9 protein-coding genes are annotated in these 13,424 nt (G+C 73.5%); 8 read left to right on the top strand and 1 reads right to left on the bottom strand.

All coding sequences use genetic code 11. The annotated features are described in order from the left end of the window. Positions 1–114 precede the first annotated feature (114 nt). From ACFRCG_RS15020 to ACFRCG_RS14985, 8 genes are all read left to right on the top strand, one after another. A complete protein-coding gene (locus tag ACFRCG_RS15020; protein WP_380031628.1) occupies positions 115–1,635 on the top strand; it encodes a pyridoxal phosphate-dependent decarboxylase family protein in 1,521 nt (506 codons plus the stop codon). A gap of 172 nt (positions 1,636–1,807) precedes the next feature. Further along, on the top strand, positions 1,808–3,577 hold the full coding sequence (locus ACFRCG_RS15015) for an IucA/IucC family protein (protein WP_380031626.1): 1,770 nt from the start codon (positions 1,808–1,810) through the stop codon (positions 3,575–3,577). Positions 3,578–3,605: 28 nt separating this feature from the next. After that, positions 3,606–4,274, top strand: a complete 669-nt coding sequence (locus ACFRCG_RS15010; protein WP_380031624.1) for a GNAT family N-acetyltransferase — start codon at positions 3,606–3,608, stop codon at positions 4,272–4,274. Beyond that, entirely contained in the window at positions 4,271–5,743 is a 1,473-nt protein-coding gene (locus ACFRCG_RS15005; protein ID WP_380031621.1) for a lysine N(6)-hydroxylase/L-ornithine N(5)-oxygenase family protein, read from the top strand. The genes ACFRCG_RS15010 and ACFRCG_RS15005 overlap by 4 nt, the downstream gene beginning before the upstream one ends. Then, a complete protein-coding gene (locus ACFRCG_RS15000) occupies positions 5,667–7,532 on the top strand; it encodes an IucA/IucC family protein (protein WP_380031619.1) in 1,866 nt (621 codons plus the stop codon). The genes ACFRCG_RS15005 and ACFRCG_RS15000 overlap by 77 nt, the downstream gene beginning before the upstream one ends. A gap of 87 nt (positions 7,533–7,619) precedes the next feature. Continuing rightward, complete coding sequence (locus ACFRCG_RS14995; protein ID WP_380031617.1) at positions 7,620–8,477, top strand: carbon-nitrogen hydrolase family protein; 858 nt, start codon at positions 7,620–7,622, stop codon at positions 8,475–8,477. Between the two features lie 104 nt (positions 8,478–8,581). Next, a complete protein-coding gene (locus ACFRCG_RS14990) occupies positions 8,582–9,538 on the top strand; it encodes an SGNH/GDSL hydrolase family protein (RefSeq protein ID WP_380031615.1) in 957 nt (318 codons plus the stop codon). An 84-nt stretch (positions 9,539–9,622) separates the two neighbouring features. Continuing rightward, on the top strand, positions 9,623–11,650 hold the full coding sequence (locus ACFRCG_RS14985; RefSeq protein ID WP_380031613.1) for an ATP-dependent DNA helicase: 2,028 nt from the start codon (positions 9,623–9,625) through the stop codon (positions 11,648–11,650). A gap of 523 nt (positions 11,651–12,173) precedes the next feature. Here ACFRCG_RS14985 and lexA read toward each other — a convergent pair. Continuing rightward, a complete protein-coding gene (gene lexA / locus ACFRCG_RS14980) occupies positions 12,174–12,965 on the bottom strand; it encodes a transcriptional repressor LexA (protein WP_379995978.1) in 792 nt (263 codons plus the stop codon). Between the last annotated feature and the right edge of the window lie 459 nt (positions 12,966–13,424).

The raw sequence follows: 13,424 nt of genomic DNA, 5'->3' as shown, positions 1-13,424 counted from the left end.
TGGTGGGTTCGAGGGGGCCGGGGGTGGGAGCGTCGGGGCCTCGGGGGCCGGGTGTGTGGTTGTCGGATCGGAGTCGGTGTGAGTGCCGGGCGAGGGGTGGGGCATCCCATCGGGGTGTCGCTCTCGGGGGGTGTGGCCGGGGCCGACGCGTTGCGGGCGCTGGTGGACGTCGCGCTCGTCGCGATGGACGCCGGGGTCGGTGCGCGGGGTGGGCCGTTGCCCTCGGGTGGGCCGGTCGGGGTCGCGGTCGAGGTGGCCCGGGTGCTCGGCTCCGGCGCGCCGGGGCCGGTGCCGGCCGCGCGCGGTGCGGCGTCGGCGGGCCCGGGGCCCGGGACACTGCCCGACATCGGGGTGGGCGACGTCGCCGCGTTGCGCGAGTTGTCCGCGCTGCTCGCGTGGGGGTCCGCCGACCCGGCCGACCCGCGCTGCGCCGGCCATCTGCACTGCCCGCCGCTGGCCGTCGCGGTGGCCGCCGACCTGATCGCCTCCGCGCTGAACCCCTCACTCGACTCGTGGGACCAGGCGCCGGCGGCGGTGGCCCTGGAGGCCGAGGTGGTGGCCGCGCTCGCCGACCTGGTCGGCTTCCGGCCCGGCGGCGCGGGCGGCACGATCACCAGCGGCGGCACCGAGTCCAACCTGATGGGGCTGCTCCTCGCCCGCGACGCGCTCGGCCCCGGCGTCGGCCGGCGGCGAATCCTGTGCTCACAGGCCGCGCACTTCTCCATTCGCCGCTGCGCCGGCCACCTGGGCCTGGGCGAGGACGCGGTGGTCACCGTGCCCACCGACGCCGACCACCGGATGGACCCGCACGCGCTGGCGGCCGCGGTCGGACGGGTGCGGGCGGGCAACGACCGGATCGCGGCGATCGTGGCCACGGCCGGAACCACCGACCTGGGCGCGATCGACCCGCTGCCGGCGATCGCCGCGGTGGCGCGCGCGGCGGGCGCGTGGTTGCACGTGGACGCGGCCTACGGCGGCGGCGCGTTGTTCTCGGACCGGCTCACGCCGCTGCTCACCGGCCTCGAAGGGGCCCACTCGGTGGGCCTGGACCTGCACAAACTCGGCTGGCAGCCGATCGCGGCCGGGGTGTTCCTGGTCCGCGACGCGGCCTTGCTCGGGCCGCTCGCCCAGCGCGCGGCCTACCTCAACCCCGAAGACGACCAACGAGCCGGCTACGTCAGCCTGTTGGGCAACTCGCCGCGCACCACGCGCCGCGCCGACGTGTTCAAGATCGCGGTCACCCTGCGTGCGCTCGGCCGGGCCGGACTGGGCGAGTTGGTGGACCGCTGCCACGACCTGGCCCGACACGCGGCCGAGGCGATCCGGGCCGACCCGCACCTGGAACTGGCCGCCGAGCCCGTGCTCACCACCGTGGTCTTCCGCTACCTCCCCCGAGGACACGCCCCCGACGACCCGGCCGACCACGCCGAGGCGGACCGGGTCAACGCGGCGCTGCGCCGCCGACTGCTGCACGAGGGGCGCGCGGTGGTCGGCCGTACCGAACTGGGCGACGGGCCCGGCGCGGTCCGCCTCAAACTCACCCTGCTCAACCCCGACACCACCGGCGCCGACCTCGGCGCGCTGCTCGCCGCGGTGGTCGAGGCGGGGCGCGCGGAAAGCGCGACCTCGGGCTGACGCTCCATCAACAATCTTCGTTACCGCGCGCCTCGCATATTCGCGACCATCCTCGCCAAACAATCGACACGGGTCGAAATCTCCATATCCCGAGTGCCGCCTCCGGCACGATGCACGATTCACGATTCACGGGCATCGACCCCCGGGTCGACCGACACCACACGGAGCAGCGATGACCATCGCGGGTCCCGACCCGTCCGCCGTGCGGACGGATCCCGAAACGGACCACCTCGACGCGCCGAACCCCCGGCACGCCGCCGACGCGGCGACCGTCGAATGCCTGCTCCGCTGCTGGGTGCGCGAACACGCGCTGCCGAGACCGGAGTCGGGCGTGCTCACCGTCGAACTGCCCGGGGTCGGCCGGACCCTGACGGTCGTGGTGCGCTACTGGTCGCCGACGGGCTGGCACCGCTTCGGCGCCGCGCACCTGGACGACGAGGGGCCGCTGAACGCGGTCACACTGGCCCTGGTGCTCGGCGACGAGGCGAGTGCGAGCGGGACCGGCGCGGCGGGCGAGGCCTGCGGCGACACCGCGATCCGGGTGGCCGACTCGGTCACCCACACCGAGCGCTACATCGCCCACCGGCGCGCGCACCCCGAAGACCCGCCCGGGAACGCGCCGTTCCTGGCCGCCGAGCAGTCCCTGGTGCTCGGCCACCCGATGCACCCCACACCCAAGAGCCGGGACCGGCTCGACCCCGACGAGGACGCCGCGTGGTCGCCGGAGTTGCGCGGATCCTTCCCGCTGCACTGGTTCGCCGCCGACGCCGACCTGGTCGGCCAGGACAGCGCGCTGGACCGGGAGGCCGCCGACGTGCTGGCCGACCTCGCCGGGGAGTTGCGCGCCCCCGAGGGCACCGTGCTCGTGCCCGCCCACCCGTGGCAGGCCCGCGACCTGCCGCGGCGCCCGCACCTGCGCGCCCTGCTCGACGCCGGCCGGCTGCGCGACCTGGGCCCCGCCGGCGCCCCCTGGCACCCCACCTCCTCGGTGCGCACGGTGTACCGGCCCGACGCCGAGGTGATGCTCAAGCTCTCCCTCGGCCTGCGGATCACCAACTCCCGCCGGGAGAACCTGCCCAAGGAACTGCTGCGCGGCATCGAGGTGCACCGCATCCTGCGCTCCGGCCTGGAACACGAACTGCGCGCCGTGCACCCCACGTTCGACATCGTCCGGGACCCGGCCTGGATCTCGGTGGCACCGCCGGAGCCGTTCCCGCGCCCGGACCGGCCCGCGGCCGGCCTGGAACTGGTGCTGCGGGCCAACCCGTTCGGCGCCGGCGACCGGGTCTCGTGCCTGGCCGCGCTGGTCGCCGAACGCCCCGGGATCGGCCCCTCGCGCCTGGCCGGACACGTACACACCCTCGCCGAGCGCACCGGACGCGCGCCGGCGTCGGTGGCCGAGGAGTGGTTCGAGCGCTACCTGGCGGTGGTGGCGGAGCCGGTGTTGTGGCTGGACCGGCACGCCGGCATCGCGCTGGAGGCGCACCAGCAGAACACCCTGGTCCTGCTCGACGCCGACGGGCTGCCCTCGGGCGGGCGCTACCGGGACAACCAGGGCTACTACTTCCGCGCCTCGCGCGCCGGCGACCTGGCCCGCCGGCTGCCCGCGGCCGGGGTGGCCAGCGACACGATCGTGCCGGACGAGATCGCCGACGAACGCCTGGCCTACTACCTGGGGGTCAACAACCTGCTCGGCCTGATCGGCGCGTTCGGCGCCCAGGGGCTGGTCGACGAGGGGGTCCTGCTGGCCCGCCTGCGCGCCCTGCTGGCCCGCTACGCCGAGGACGGCGGCGCGGCGCGCTCGCTGCTCACCGATCCGCGCCCGCGCTGCAAGGCCAACCTGCTGACCCGCCTGCACGGCCTCGACGAACTCGTCGGGCCGGTCGCCACCCAGTCGATCTACGTGCACATTCGTAATCCGCTCGCCGACGTCCCCGCGTGAGCCCGTCCCCAGGAGGTTCCGTCCCCGTATGAGCCCGTCATTCCTCTCGTCCCCCGAGATCCCGCTCGCCGAGGCCGAGACGCTGCGCCTGACCCCCCGCCGGCCGCGCACGGGGCCGACCGGCCCGCTCACCGAGGCGGCCCGCTGGGGTGCGCTCGCCCTGCCGGTCGGCCGGTTCTCGCTGCACGAGGTGAACCCCAAGCGCGATCTGCCGCTCCTGCACACGTGGATGAACGACCCGGTGACCGCCCGCTGGTGGGAGCTGGCCGGGGACGAGGAGGTGGTGCGCCGACACCTGGCCACCCAGGCCGCGCACGGCCACAGCAGCGCCTACCTGGGCTGCCTCGACGACGAGCCGGTCAGCTACTGGGAGCTGTACCGGGCCGACCTGGACGACCTGGCCCGGCACTACCCCGCGCGCCCGCACGACGTGGGCATCCACCTGCTGATCGGACCCGCCGGCGCGCGCGGGCGCGGAATCGGCTCGCTGCTGCTGCGCGCGGTCACCGAACTGGTGCTGCGCGCCGCGCCCGACACGATGCGGGTGGTGGCCGAGCCGGACGTGCGCAACGAGGCGTCGGTGCGCGCCTTCGAGCGGGCCGGCTTCCGGCGCCTGGACGATGTGCTCCTGCCGGACAAGACCGCCGCGCTGATGGTGCGCCCGCGCACCGCGCGGGAATCGGGTGCCCGGCCGTGACCGATCTCCTGCCCGCGCCGCGCCGGGCGGCCGACCCCGGCGCGGTGGTGCACGACCTGGTGGGCATCGGCATCGGGCCGTTCAACCTGGCGCTGGCGGCGCTGGCCGACCGGGTCGAGCCGCTGCGCACGCTGTTCCTGGACCGCGCGCCCACGTTCAGCTGGCATCCGGGGCTGCTCCTGGACGGCACCACCCTCCAGGTGCCGTTCCTGGCCGACCTGGTCACCCTGGTCGACCCGACCAGCCCGTGGTCGTTCCTGGCCTATCTGCGCGCGCACGACCGGCTGTTCCCGTTCTACTTCGCCGAACGCCTGCACGTGCCCCGGCGCGAATACGACCACTACTGCCGCTGGGTGGCCGAGGCGCTGCCCGCCTGTCGCTTCGGCAGCGAGGTGGTCTCCGTCGCCTGGGAGGGCGACCTGTATCGGATCGACTTTCGCGACGTGGCCGACGGCGAGCACCACCGGGTGCACGCGCGGCACGTGGTGCTGGGCATCGGCACCGAACCGGTGGTGCCCGAGCCGTTCGCGTACCTGCTCGGGGACAGCGTGCTGCACGCGGCCGACTACCTCGACCACCGCGCCGATCTCACCGACGCCGAGGACGTCACCGTGCTCGGCTCGGGCCAGTCCGGCGCGGAGGTGTTCCTGGACCTGCTGCGTCGGCGCACCGGCCCCAGCAGGCGGCTGACCTGGCTGACCCGATCGCCCGCGTTCGCCCCGATGGAATACTCCAAACTCGGCCTGGAGCACTTCACACCCGACTACACGCGCTACTTCCACGGCCTGCCCGAGCCGGTGCGCGACCGACTGCTGCCCGAGCAGTGGCAGTTGTACAAGGCGATCAGCGCGGACACCATCGCCGCGATCCACGACGAGTTGTACGAGCGCGGCATCGGCGGCGGCCGGGTGCGCGCCACGCTGATGCCCGACGTGACGGTCACCGCCGCGCGGATCACCGGCGAAGGGGTGGAACTGGGCTGCCGGCACGGCGAGCAGGACCGCGCGTTCACCGTTCGCACCGATCGGGTCGTGCTGGCCACCGGCTACGCGCAGCGCCACCCCGCGATGCTCGACCCGCTGTGGGACCTGATCATCCGAGATGCCGCCGGGCGCCCGCTGATCGACCTGGACCACCGGGTCACCCTGCCCGCGCACGTCACCGGCGGCCTGTACACGCAAAACGCCGAGTTGCACACGCACGGCGTGGGCACACCCGATCTGGGCCTGGGCGCGCACCGGGCCGCGACCATCCTCAACTCCGTGTGCGGTGGCGCGGTCTACCGACTGCCGATCCGCACCGCGTTCACCACGTTCGGCCTGGCCGCGGGCGACACCGAGCCCGCCCGCGGACCGCACCGACGGAGCGCGACCGACCCCGCAGAGGTACGCAATGTCGCAGTCGAACCCGGAAGCGGAGCCCATCGAGACCGAACTGCCGCACCAGGGCGCCCGACACGCAGCGCCTGAGCCCGCCTCCCGGGTGCCCGCCGCCCGCCACGGCGCGCCCTCCACGGATTTGGACCTGTGGCGGCGGGTCAACCGGGACATGATCGCCAAGGCCATCGCCGAGTTCGCCTACGAGGAACTGCTCGCCCCCGCCGCCGACGGCGACACCTACACCGTCGAGGTGTCCGGCGACGTGCACTACCGTTTCCGGGCCCGGCGCGGCGCCTACGACGCGTGGCACGTGGACCCGGCGTCGGTGGTGCGCGAGTGGGAGGGCGGCGTCGATCCGGCCGAGGACATGCTCCAGTTCCTGCTCGACGCGCACACCGTGATCGGCCTCGCCGGCGACACCGCCGGGCACCTGGTGCGCGAGTTGACCGCGACGCTGGCCGCCGACGCGGCGATCGCGGCGAGCGCGCCGGCCGCGGCCGTGCTGGCCGACCTGGGCTACGCCGAACTGGAGGGCCACCAGACCGGTCACCCGTGGATCGTGCCGAACAAGGGCCGCGTCGGCTTCTCCGCGGGCGACGTGCGCGCCTACGCCCCCGAGGCGCGCCGCCCGATGCGGCTGCCGTGGATCGCGGTGCACCGGGACCTGGCACAGTGGCGGGCGGTGCCGGGCCTGGCCGAACAGCGGCTCTACGACGAGGAACTGGACCCGGCGACCCGTGAGCGCTTCCACCGCGTACTGGCCGCGCGGGTGTCGGCGCCGGAGGAGTTCCGGTGGCTTCCGGTGCACCCGTGGCAGTGGGACGAGGCGATCGCGACGCTGTTCGCGCCGGAGTTGGCCGCCGGGCGGATCGTGCCGCTGGGCGAGGCCGAGGACCGGCACCTGGCCCAGCAGTCGGTCCGTACCTTCCTCAACGTGGACCGTCCCACCCGCCGCACCGTCAAACTGCCGCTGTCGGTGCTCAACACGCTGGTGTGGCGCGGTCTGCCCAGCGAGCGCACCCTCGCCGCGCCCGCGGTCACCGCGTGGGTGCACGGCCTGCGCGACGCGGACCCGTTCCTGCGCGACGAATGCCGGGTGATCATGCTCGGCGAGACCGCGTCGATCACCGTGCGCCATCCGGTTCTGGAGGAACTGCCCGGCGTGCCCTACCAGTACCGCGAACTGCTCGGCGCGATCTGGCGCGAACCGCTGGCCCCGCACCTCGACCCCGGTGAGCGTGCCCGCACCCTCGCGTCGCTGCTGCACGTGGACCCGGCCGGGCGGCCGTTCGTCGTCGAACTGATCGAACGCTCCGGCCTGGCCCCCCGGGTGTGGCTGCGCCGGCTCTTCCACGCGCTGCTGCCGCCGCTGCTGCACTGCCTGTACCGCTACGGCCTGGTGTTCTCGCCGCACGGGGAGAACACGATCGTGGTCTTCGACGAGCACGAGGTCCCGGTCCGGCTGGCGATCAAGGACTTCGTCGACGACGTCAACATCAGCGACCGGCCGCTGCCGGAGTTGGCCGCGCTGCCCGCAGACGTGGACGCGGTCCTGCTCCGGGAGAAGCCCGACTACCTGTGCCAGTTCATCCACGCCGCGCTCCTGGTCGGCCACCACCGCTACCTCGCCGATCTCGCGGTCGCCCACCTGGGCATCCCCCAGGAGGGGTTCTGGGCGCTGGTCCGCGAGGAGGTGCTGGAACACCAGGCGGCGTTCCCCGAACTGGGGGACCGCTTCGAGCTGTTCGACCTGCTCACGCCCCGGATCGACCGGCTGTGCCTGAACCGCAATCGGCTGCTCCTGGACGGCTACCGGGACCGCCCCACCCGCCCGCACGTGGGCGCGCACGGGACCGTGCCCAACGCGCTGCGCATGTGAGACGCACCCCGATCCGACCCGGGCTCGCGAACAACCTGTCCGGTTTGCCGATGGTGTGATCCCCATCACGGTGCCAGAATGCGGCGGGTGACCGACGTCGCCGAAAACGCGAGGCAACCCCTGAGGGTCGCCGCCGCACAGGCCCGGGCGCGGCCGGGCGACATCCCCGCGAATGTCGCCACGGCCGCGCAACTCGTGCGCTTCGCTTCCTCGGCCGGCGCCGATGTCGTGGTGTTGCCGGAGCTGTTCCTGTCGGGCTACGACCTCGACCTGTTCCGACCCGACGTGAAACCGTGCGACATCGTGCCCGGCGACACCCGGCTCGGCGAGTTGCAGGCCGCCTGCTACGCCACCCGCACGGTCGCCGTGGTCGGCGCCGCGGTGCGCCGCGCGGGCGGGCGGACCATCTCGCTGCTGGTGATCGGCCGCGACGGCGACGCGCACGTGGCCTACGACCGCCAACACCTGTGGCGCGAGGAACGCGAACTGTTCCGCCCCGGCGACCACGGCTGCACGATCGAGATCGCCGGCTGGCGGCTGGGCCTGGGCAGCGCCTACGACGTGAGTTTTCCCGAACACGCGCGCGCGGCCGTGCACGACGGTTGCGACGCGTACCTGTGCCCGGGGGTGTACACGCGCGGCGACGGCGAACACCGGCGCGACCTCTACTTCGCCGCCCGCGCCCTGGAGAACACCTGCTACACGGTGGTGGCCAACCACATCGGCGACACCGGCCTGGGCCCGGCGTGCGGACGCAGCGGGGTGTACGGGCCGGACGGGCGCGTGGTGATCGAGGCCGACGGGGAGCGGGTGGACGTGGTCGCGGCCACCTTCCAGGACATCGAGATCGACGCCGCCCGCGAGTGCCTGACCATGCTGGAGGACCTGCCCTCGCGAGCGCGCGCGGCCGCGGGCGCGCGCCGCGAGACGATCAAGCTCGACTGAGCCGGCGCCGAGGCCGGCATTCGCGCGCGGAAGACCGTAGTCTCGCCGAAACGCCGGTACCTACCGACGGGTAATGGACGGGCAACGACGAGAGGGGAGCGCTCGTGCGCACAACTCGCAGGGCGATCGCGGGCCTGGCCGCACTGGCGGCGCTCGGCGCGCTGTCCGCCTGCTCGGACGACTCCGGCGATGCCAAGGCCTCCGCCGCCGCGAAGAGCGGCGCCCCCGCGGGTACGCAGGCCGCCCCCGCACCGGCCGGCGCACTGCCCGCCGCCGCCAGTGGCGCCACCTACGTCGCGCTCGGCGACTCGTACGCGGCCGGCGTGAAGATACCGGTGATCGTGCCCACCGCGCCGCCCGGCTGCAGCCGCTCGGAGAGCAACTACGCGCACCTGGTGGCCAAGCGGAAGAACATCACCGGCTTCGTCGACGTCACCTGCGGGGGAGCCAGGACCCCGGACATGACGGTCGGCCAGCAGACCCAGGGCACCCCGCCGCCGCAGTTCGACGCGCTGCGCCCGGACACCGCGCTGGTCACCCTGGGCGTGGGCGGCAACGACATCGGCTTCTCCGAGATCGTCACGATGTGCGTGCTGCAAAGCCGCAGCACCACCTCGACCCAGCCGTGCACCGACAAGTACGCCCCGGGCGGCAACGACGAGTTGACCAAGCGGATCGGCGACACCGGGCCCAAGCTGGCCGCCGCCATCACCGGCATCAAGGAGCGCTCGCCCAAGGCCCGGATCCTGGTCGTCGGCTACCCCACGATCCTGCCGGAGAGCGGACCCGGCTGCCCCACGCAGGTGCCCGTCGCCGACGGCGACCTGCCGTATCTGCGCAAGGTGGTGCCCGCGCTCAACGACATGATCGCCAAGGAGGCGGCCAAGCAGGGCGCGGAATACGTCGACACCTACACCGGCTCGGCCGGCCACGACGTGTGCAAGCCGGTCGGCACCAAGTGGGTCGAGGGCGTCAAGCCGGAGTCGCCCGCCGGGCCCGTGCACCCCAACGCGCTCGGCCAGGAGGCCATGGCCGAGGCGGTGCTGGCCAAGCTCGGCTGAGCCGGAAAAACCCTCGGGGAGGAGTCGGACGAAGCGGGCCGCGCGGTCGGGGATGTCGGTCGGAGCATCTAGGCTTGTCGCCCGATGAGCGACTCCGACCGTCCCGCGCTGACCGAACTCCTGCACGCCGCCGTCGCCGCCGTCGGCGGATCGGAGCGACCCGGACAAGTATCGATGGCCGAGGCCGTCGCCGGCGCGGTCGCCCGCGCCGAACACCTGCTGGTCCAGGCCGGCACCGGCACCGGCAAATCGTTGGCCTACCTGGTGCCCGCGCTGGCCGCGCACCGCAAGGTCGTGGTGGCCACCGCGACCCTCGCGCTCCAGCGCCAACTCGTCGAGCGCGACCTGCCGCGCACGGTCGAGGCGCTGCGCCCGCAACTGCGCCGCTCGCCGACCTTCGCCACGCTCAAGGGGCGCGGCAACTACCTGTGCCTGCACCGGCTGCACGACGGGCCGCCCGACGAGGGCGAGGTGCTGTTCGACCCGTCGCCCACGAGCAAACTCGGGCAGGACGTGGTCCGGGTGCGCGACTGGGCCGACGAGACCGACACCGGTGACCGCGACGACCTGAGCCCGGGGGTCAACGACCGGGCCTGGGCCCAGGTGTCGGTGTCCTCGCGCGAGTGCCTGGGCGCCTCGCGCTGCCCGTACGGCGACGACTGCTTCGCCGAGGCCGCGCGCGAGCGGGCCAAGCAGGCCGACATCGTGGTGACCAACCACGCGCTGCTCGCCATCGACGCGTTGGAGGACGCGCCGGTGCTGCCCGAGCACGAGCTGCTGATCGTCGACGAGGCGCACGAGTTCGCGAGCCGGGCCACGGGCGTGGCCACCGCCGAGCTGAGCCTGAGCGCGGTCGACCGGGCCGCGCGGCGCGCCGGCAAGCTGGCCAACGAGGGCGCGGTGGACAACCTGAACGCCGCCTCGGAGGCGTTGCGCAAGACGCTGGACGGGCGCGAGCCGGGCCGGTTGCGCGAGGTGGATCCGGACCTGGGCTGGACGGTGACCGCGCTGCGCGACGCGAGCCGGGGCGTGATCACCTCGCTCGGCGAGGTCCGGGACAAGTCGCTGAGCAACGAGGACGCGGCCCGCCGCCAGGCGCTGGCCGGCGTCGAGCACATCCACGACACCTGCGAGCGCATCCTGCGGGAGTCGCCGCACGACGTGATCTGGATGGAGCGCAACGAGCGCACCGGCGCGTCGTTGCGGGTGGCCCCGATCGCGGTGGCCGGACTGCTGCGCGAGGCGCTGTTCGGCGACCGCACCGTGGTGCTCACCTCGGCCACGCTCATGCTCGGCGGCAACTTCCGCGGTGTGGCGAGCAGCCTGGGGCTGAGCCCCGAGGGCATGTTGACCGACGCGCCCGAGCCGGTGCCCACGGAGGTCGCGGTGCGGCCGGGCGACGACGAGGAGGCGGAGGGGGAGGGCGACGCGGACGACGACCTGGCGCGGTGGCGCTGTCTCGACGTGGGTTCGCCGTTCGACTACCCCAGGCAGGGCATCCTCTACGTGGCGCGACACCTGCCGCGCCCCGGGCAGGGCGGGATCGGCGCGGACGCGCTGGACGAGCTGGCCGAGCTGATCGAGGCAGCGGGCGGCCGGGCGCTGGGCCTGTTCTCCTCGCGGCGCGGCGCGGAGGCGGCCACCGAGGCGCTGCGCGAGCGACTCGACGTGCCGATCCTGTGCCAGGGCGACGACTCGCTGGCCGAGTTGTTGCGGCGCTTCGCGGCCGAGCCGCGCACGTGCCTGTTCGGCACGCTGTCCCTGTGGCAGGGCGTGGACGTACCCGGGCCGTCCTGTCAGCTGGTGATCATGGACCGGATCCCGTTCCCGCGTCCCGACGACCCGCTGATGAGCGCACGGACCCAGACGGTCCAGGAAAGCGGCGGCAACGGCTTCATGGCGGTCTCGGCCACCCACGCCGCGCTGTTGATGGCCCAGGGGGCCGGCCGGCTGATCCGGTCGATGAACGACCGGGGAGTGGTGGCGGTGCTCGACTCGCGCCTGGCCACCGCCCAGTACGGCGGCTTCTTCAGGGCTTCGATGCCCCCGCTGTGGTACACAGAGGACCGCAACCAGGTCCGCCGATCATTGGCCGCGATCGACAAGGACTGATCGTCGGGGGTTCGGCGCCGGCCCGCGAGGCGTTGGGCCGGGAGGGGCCGGGCCGCGAAGCGGGCGGGCGGCGTCGCGGGCGAGTGAAGCCCGGGGTGGAGTCGTGTTCGCGGCGTTGCTTCTTGTCGGGCGCTTCGCGCCGGCTCGCGAGGCACCACTTTTCTGCTCCCCCGCTTCGCTCCTCCGCGGAAAAGCGGCCCCTCGCTCGGGGCCGGGTGTCCCTCCGCTTCGCTCCGGGCCGCCCGGCCCGAGTTCTGCGGCTCCGCCGCTCTCCGCGCTGCGCGCGTCGATCCCGGGGGCGGCCCGGGTCGTGGGCGCTGACGCGCCTGGGGCGGGTGCGGGGGCGTGGGCCGGTTCGGTGGGGCGGGCCGTGTCGTTTCGATTGGCGAGGGGGTGCTGCGTCGTGTGGGTGAGCAGGGTGCATCGCGGCGGCGGGGGCGCCTCGGACGCGGGACGGGCGGTCGTTCGGCGTGAAGTTGCCGGACGACCGCCCGTGGGCGGTATATGGGGGTCCCCGGTCATCTCAGACTCGGCGCATGACGGCGACCACACGGCCCAGGATGGTGGCCTCGTCGCCCGGGATGGGCTCGTAGGCCGGGTTGTGCGGCATCAGCCAGCGGTGGCCGTCCCGGTGCCGCAGGCGCTTGACGGTGGCCTCGCCGTCGAGCATCGCCGCGACGATGTCGCCGTTCTCGGCGACCGGCTGGCGGCGGACCGCGACGTAGTCGCCGTCCATGATCGCGGCCTCGATCATCGAGTCGCCGCTGACCTTGAGCAGGAACACGTCACCGTCGCCGACCAACTGGCGCGGCAGCGGGAAGACGTCCTCGACGGACTGCTCGGCCAGGATCGGACCGCCGGCCGCGATCCGGCCGACCACCGGGACGTAGGACGCGGCCTGCGAGCCGCGCTCGGCGTGCGGCCCGGCCGGCGCGAGCGGACGCCCGCCGTCGGGCGAGCGCACCTCGTAGGCGCGTGGACGGTGCGGATCACGGCGCAAATAGCCCTTGCGTTCGAGCGCCATCAACTGGTGCGCGACGGAGGACGTGCTGGACAGTCCCACCGCCTCGCCGATCTCGCGCATGCTCGGCGGATATCCGCGCGACTCGACGGAGGTGCGGATCACTTCGAGGACGCGCGTCTGGCGCGGCGTCAGCCCCCCCGCCGGACGCCGCGTCGCACCGCCCTGGACCTGCGCGTTCTCGGTGCCCGGGGCGGGCGCCGGCGGCGGCACGGTGGCGCTGTGCGGGTGTTTCGCGGGGAGGGTTTCGGTGCGGATTCCGGGGTGGATGGCTCCGGTGGCTTCTCCGGTCACGGCTGGCCCTTTCGACGGATTGCTCGCACGTGGAGAACGGTAGTCGGGTTCGAAAGGTTGCGCCAAACACACGTTCGAGTGAATTTAGGCCAATCCAGTGGCGATCATTCGGTTCCCGCTGTAGTAATCGTACATACATTCGAATTCCGTTCGGGAATTGCCCATGGAACCGATGCCCGAAATGTCGCGTGCGCCGCTCGTGTGCCGCGACACGCGGCCGGTCGGGTTAATTTCGACGACTCCTCGGGCGGTGACCTGCGGGGATGACGAGAGGTCACCACGGGCTCTCCGAGTGTCTGCGAGTCGGCTTGCAGCGCCTCGGGTCGCGGTCTACCGTAGCCACTACATCTTGTGGTCGAGGGCGTTGCAGAAGCCCACAAGTTGTGGTTGCCGTATATACTATGTTCCCGGAGCATTCCCGGACCGCACCGGACGGGCCCCCAGGCGTGGGCCCTCGGG

The sequence above is a fragment of the Embleya sp. NPDC056575 genome (assembly GCF_042793325.1).
Classification (GTDB): domain Bacteria; phylum Actinomycetota; class Actinomycetes; order Streptomycetales; family Streptomycetaceae; genus Embleya.
Note: the sequence above shows the minus strand (reverse complement) of the source record. Positions and strands in the feature narration are given on the sequence as shown.

Coding starts and splice junctions, on each gene's coding strand:
- ACFRCG_RS15015 (WP_380031626.1), top strand. CDS start 1,808: ATGACCATCGCGGGTCCCGACCCGTCCGCCGTGCGGACGGATCCCGAA.
- ACFRCG_RS15010 (WP_380031624.1), top strand. CDS start 3,606: ATGAGCCCGTCATTCCTCTCGTCCCCCGAGATCCCGCTCGCCGAGGCC.
- ACFRCG_RS15000 (WP_380031619.1), top strand. CDS start 5,667: ATGTCGCAGTCGAACCCGGAAGCGGAGCCCATCGAGACCGAACTGCCG.
- ACFRCG_RS14985 (WP_380031613.1), top strand. CDS start 9,623: ATGAGCGACTCCGACCGTCCCGCGCTGACCGAACTCCTGCACGCCGCC.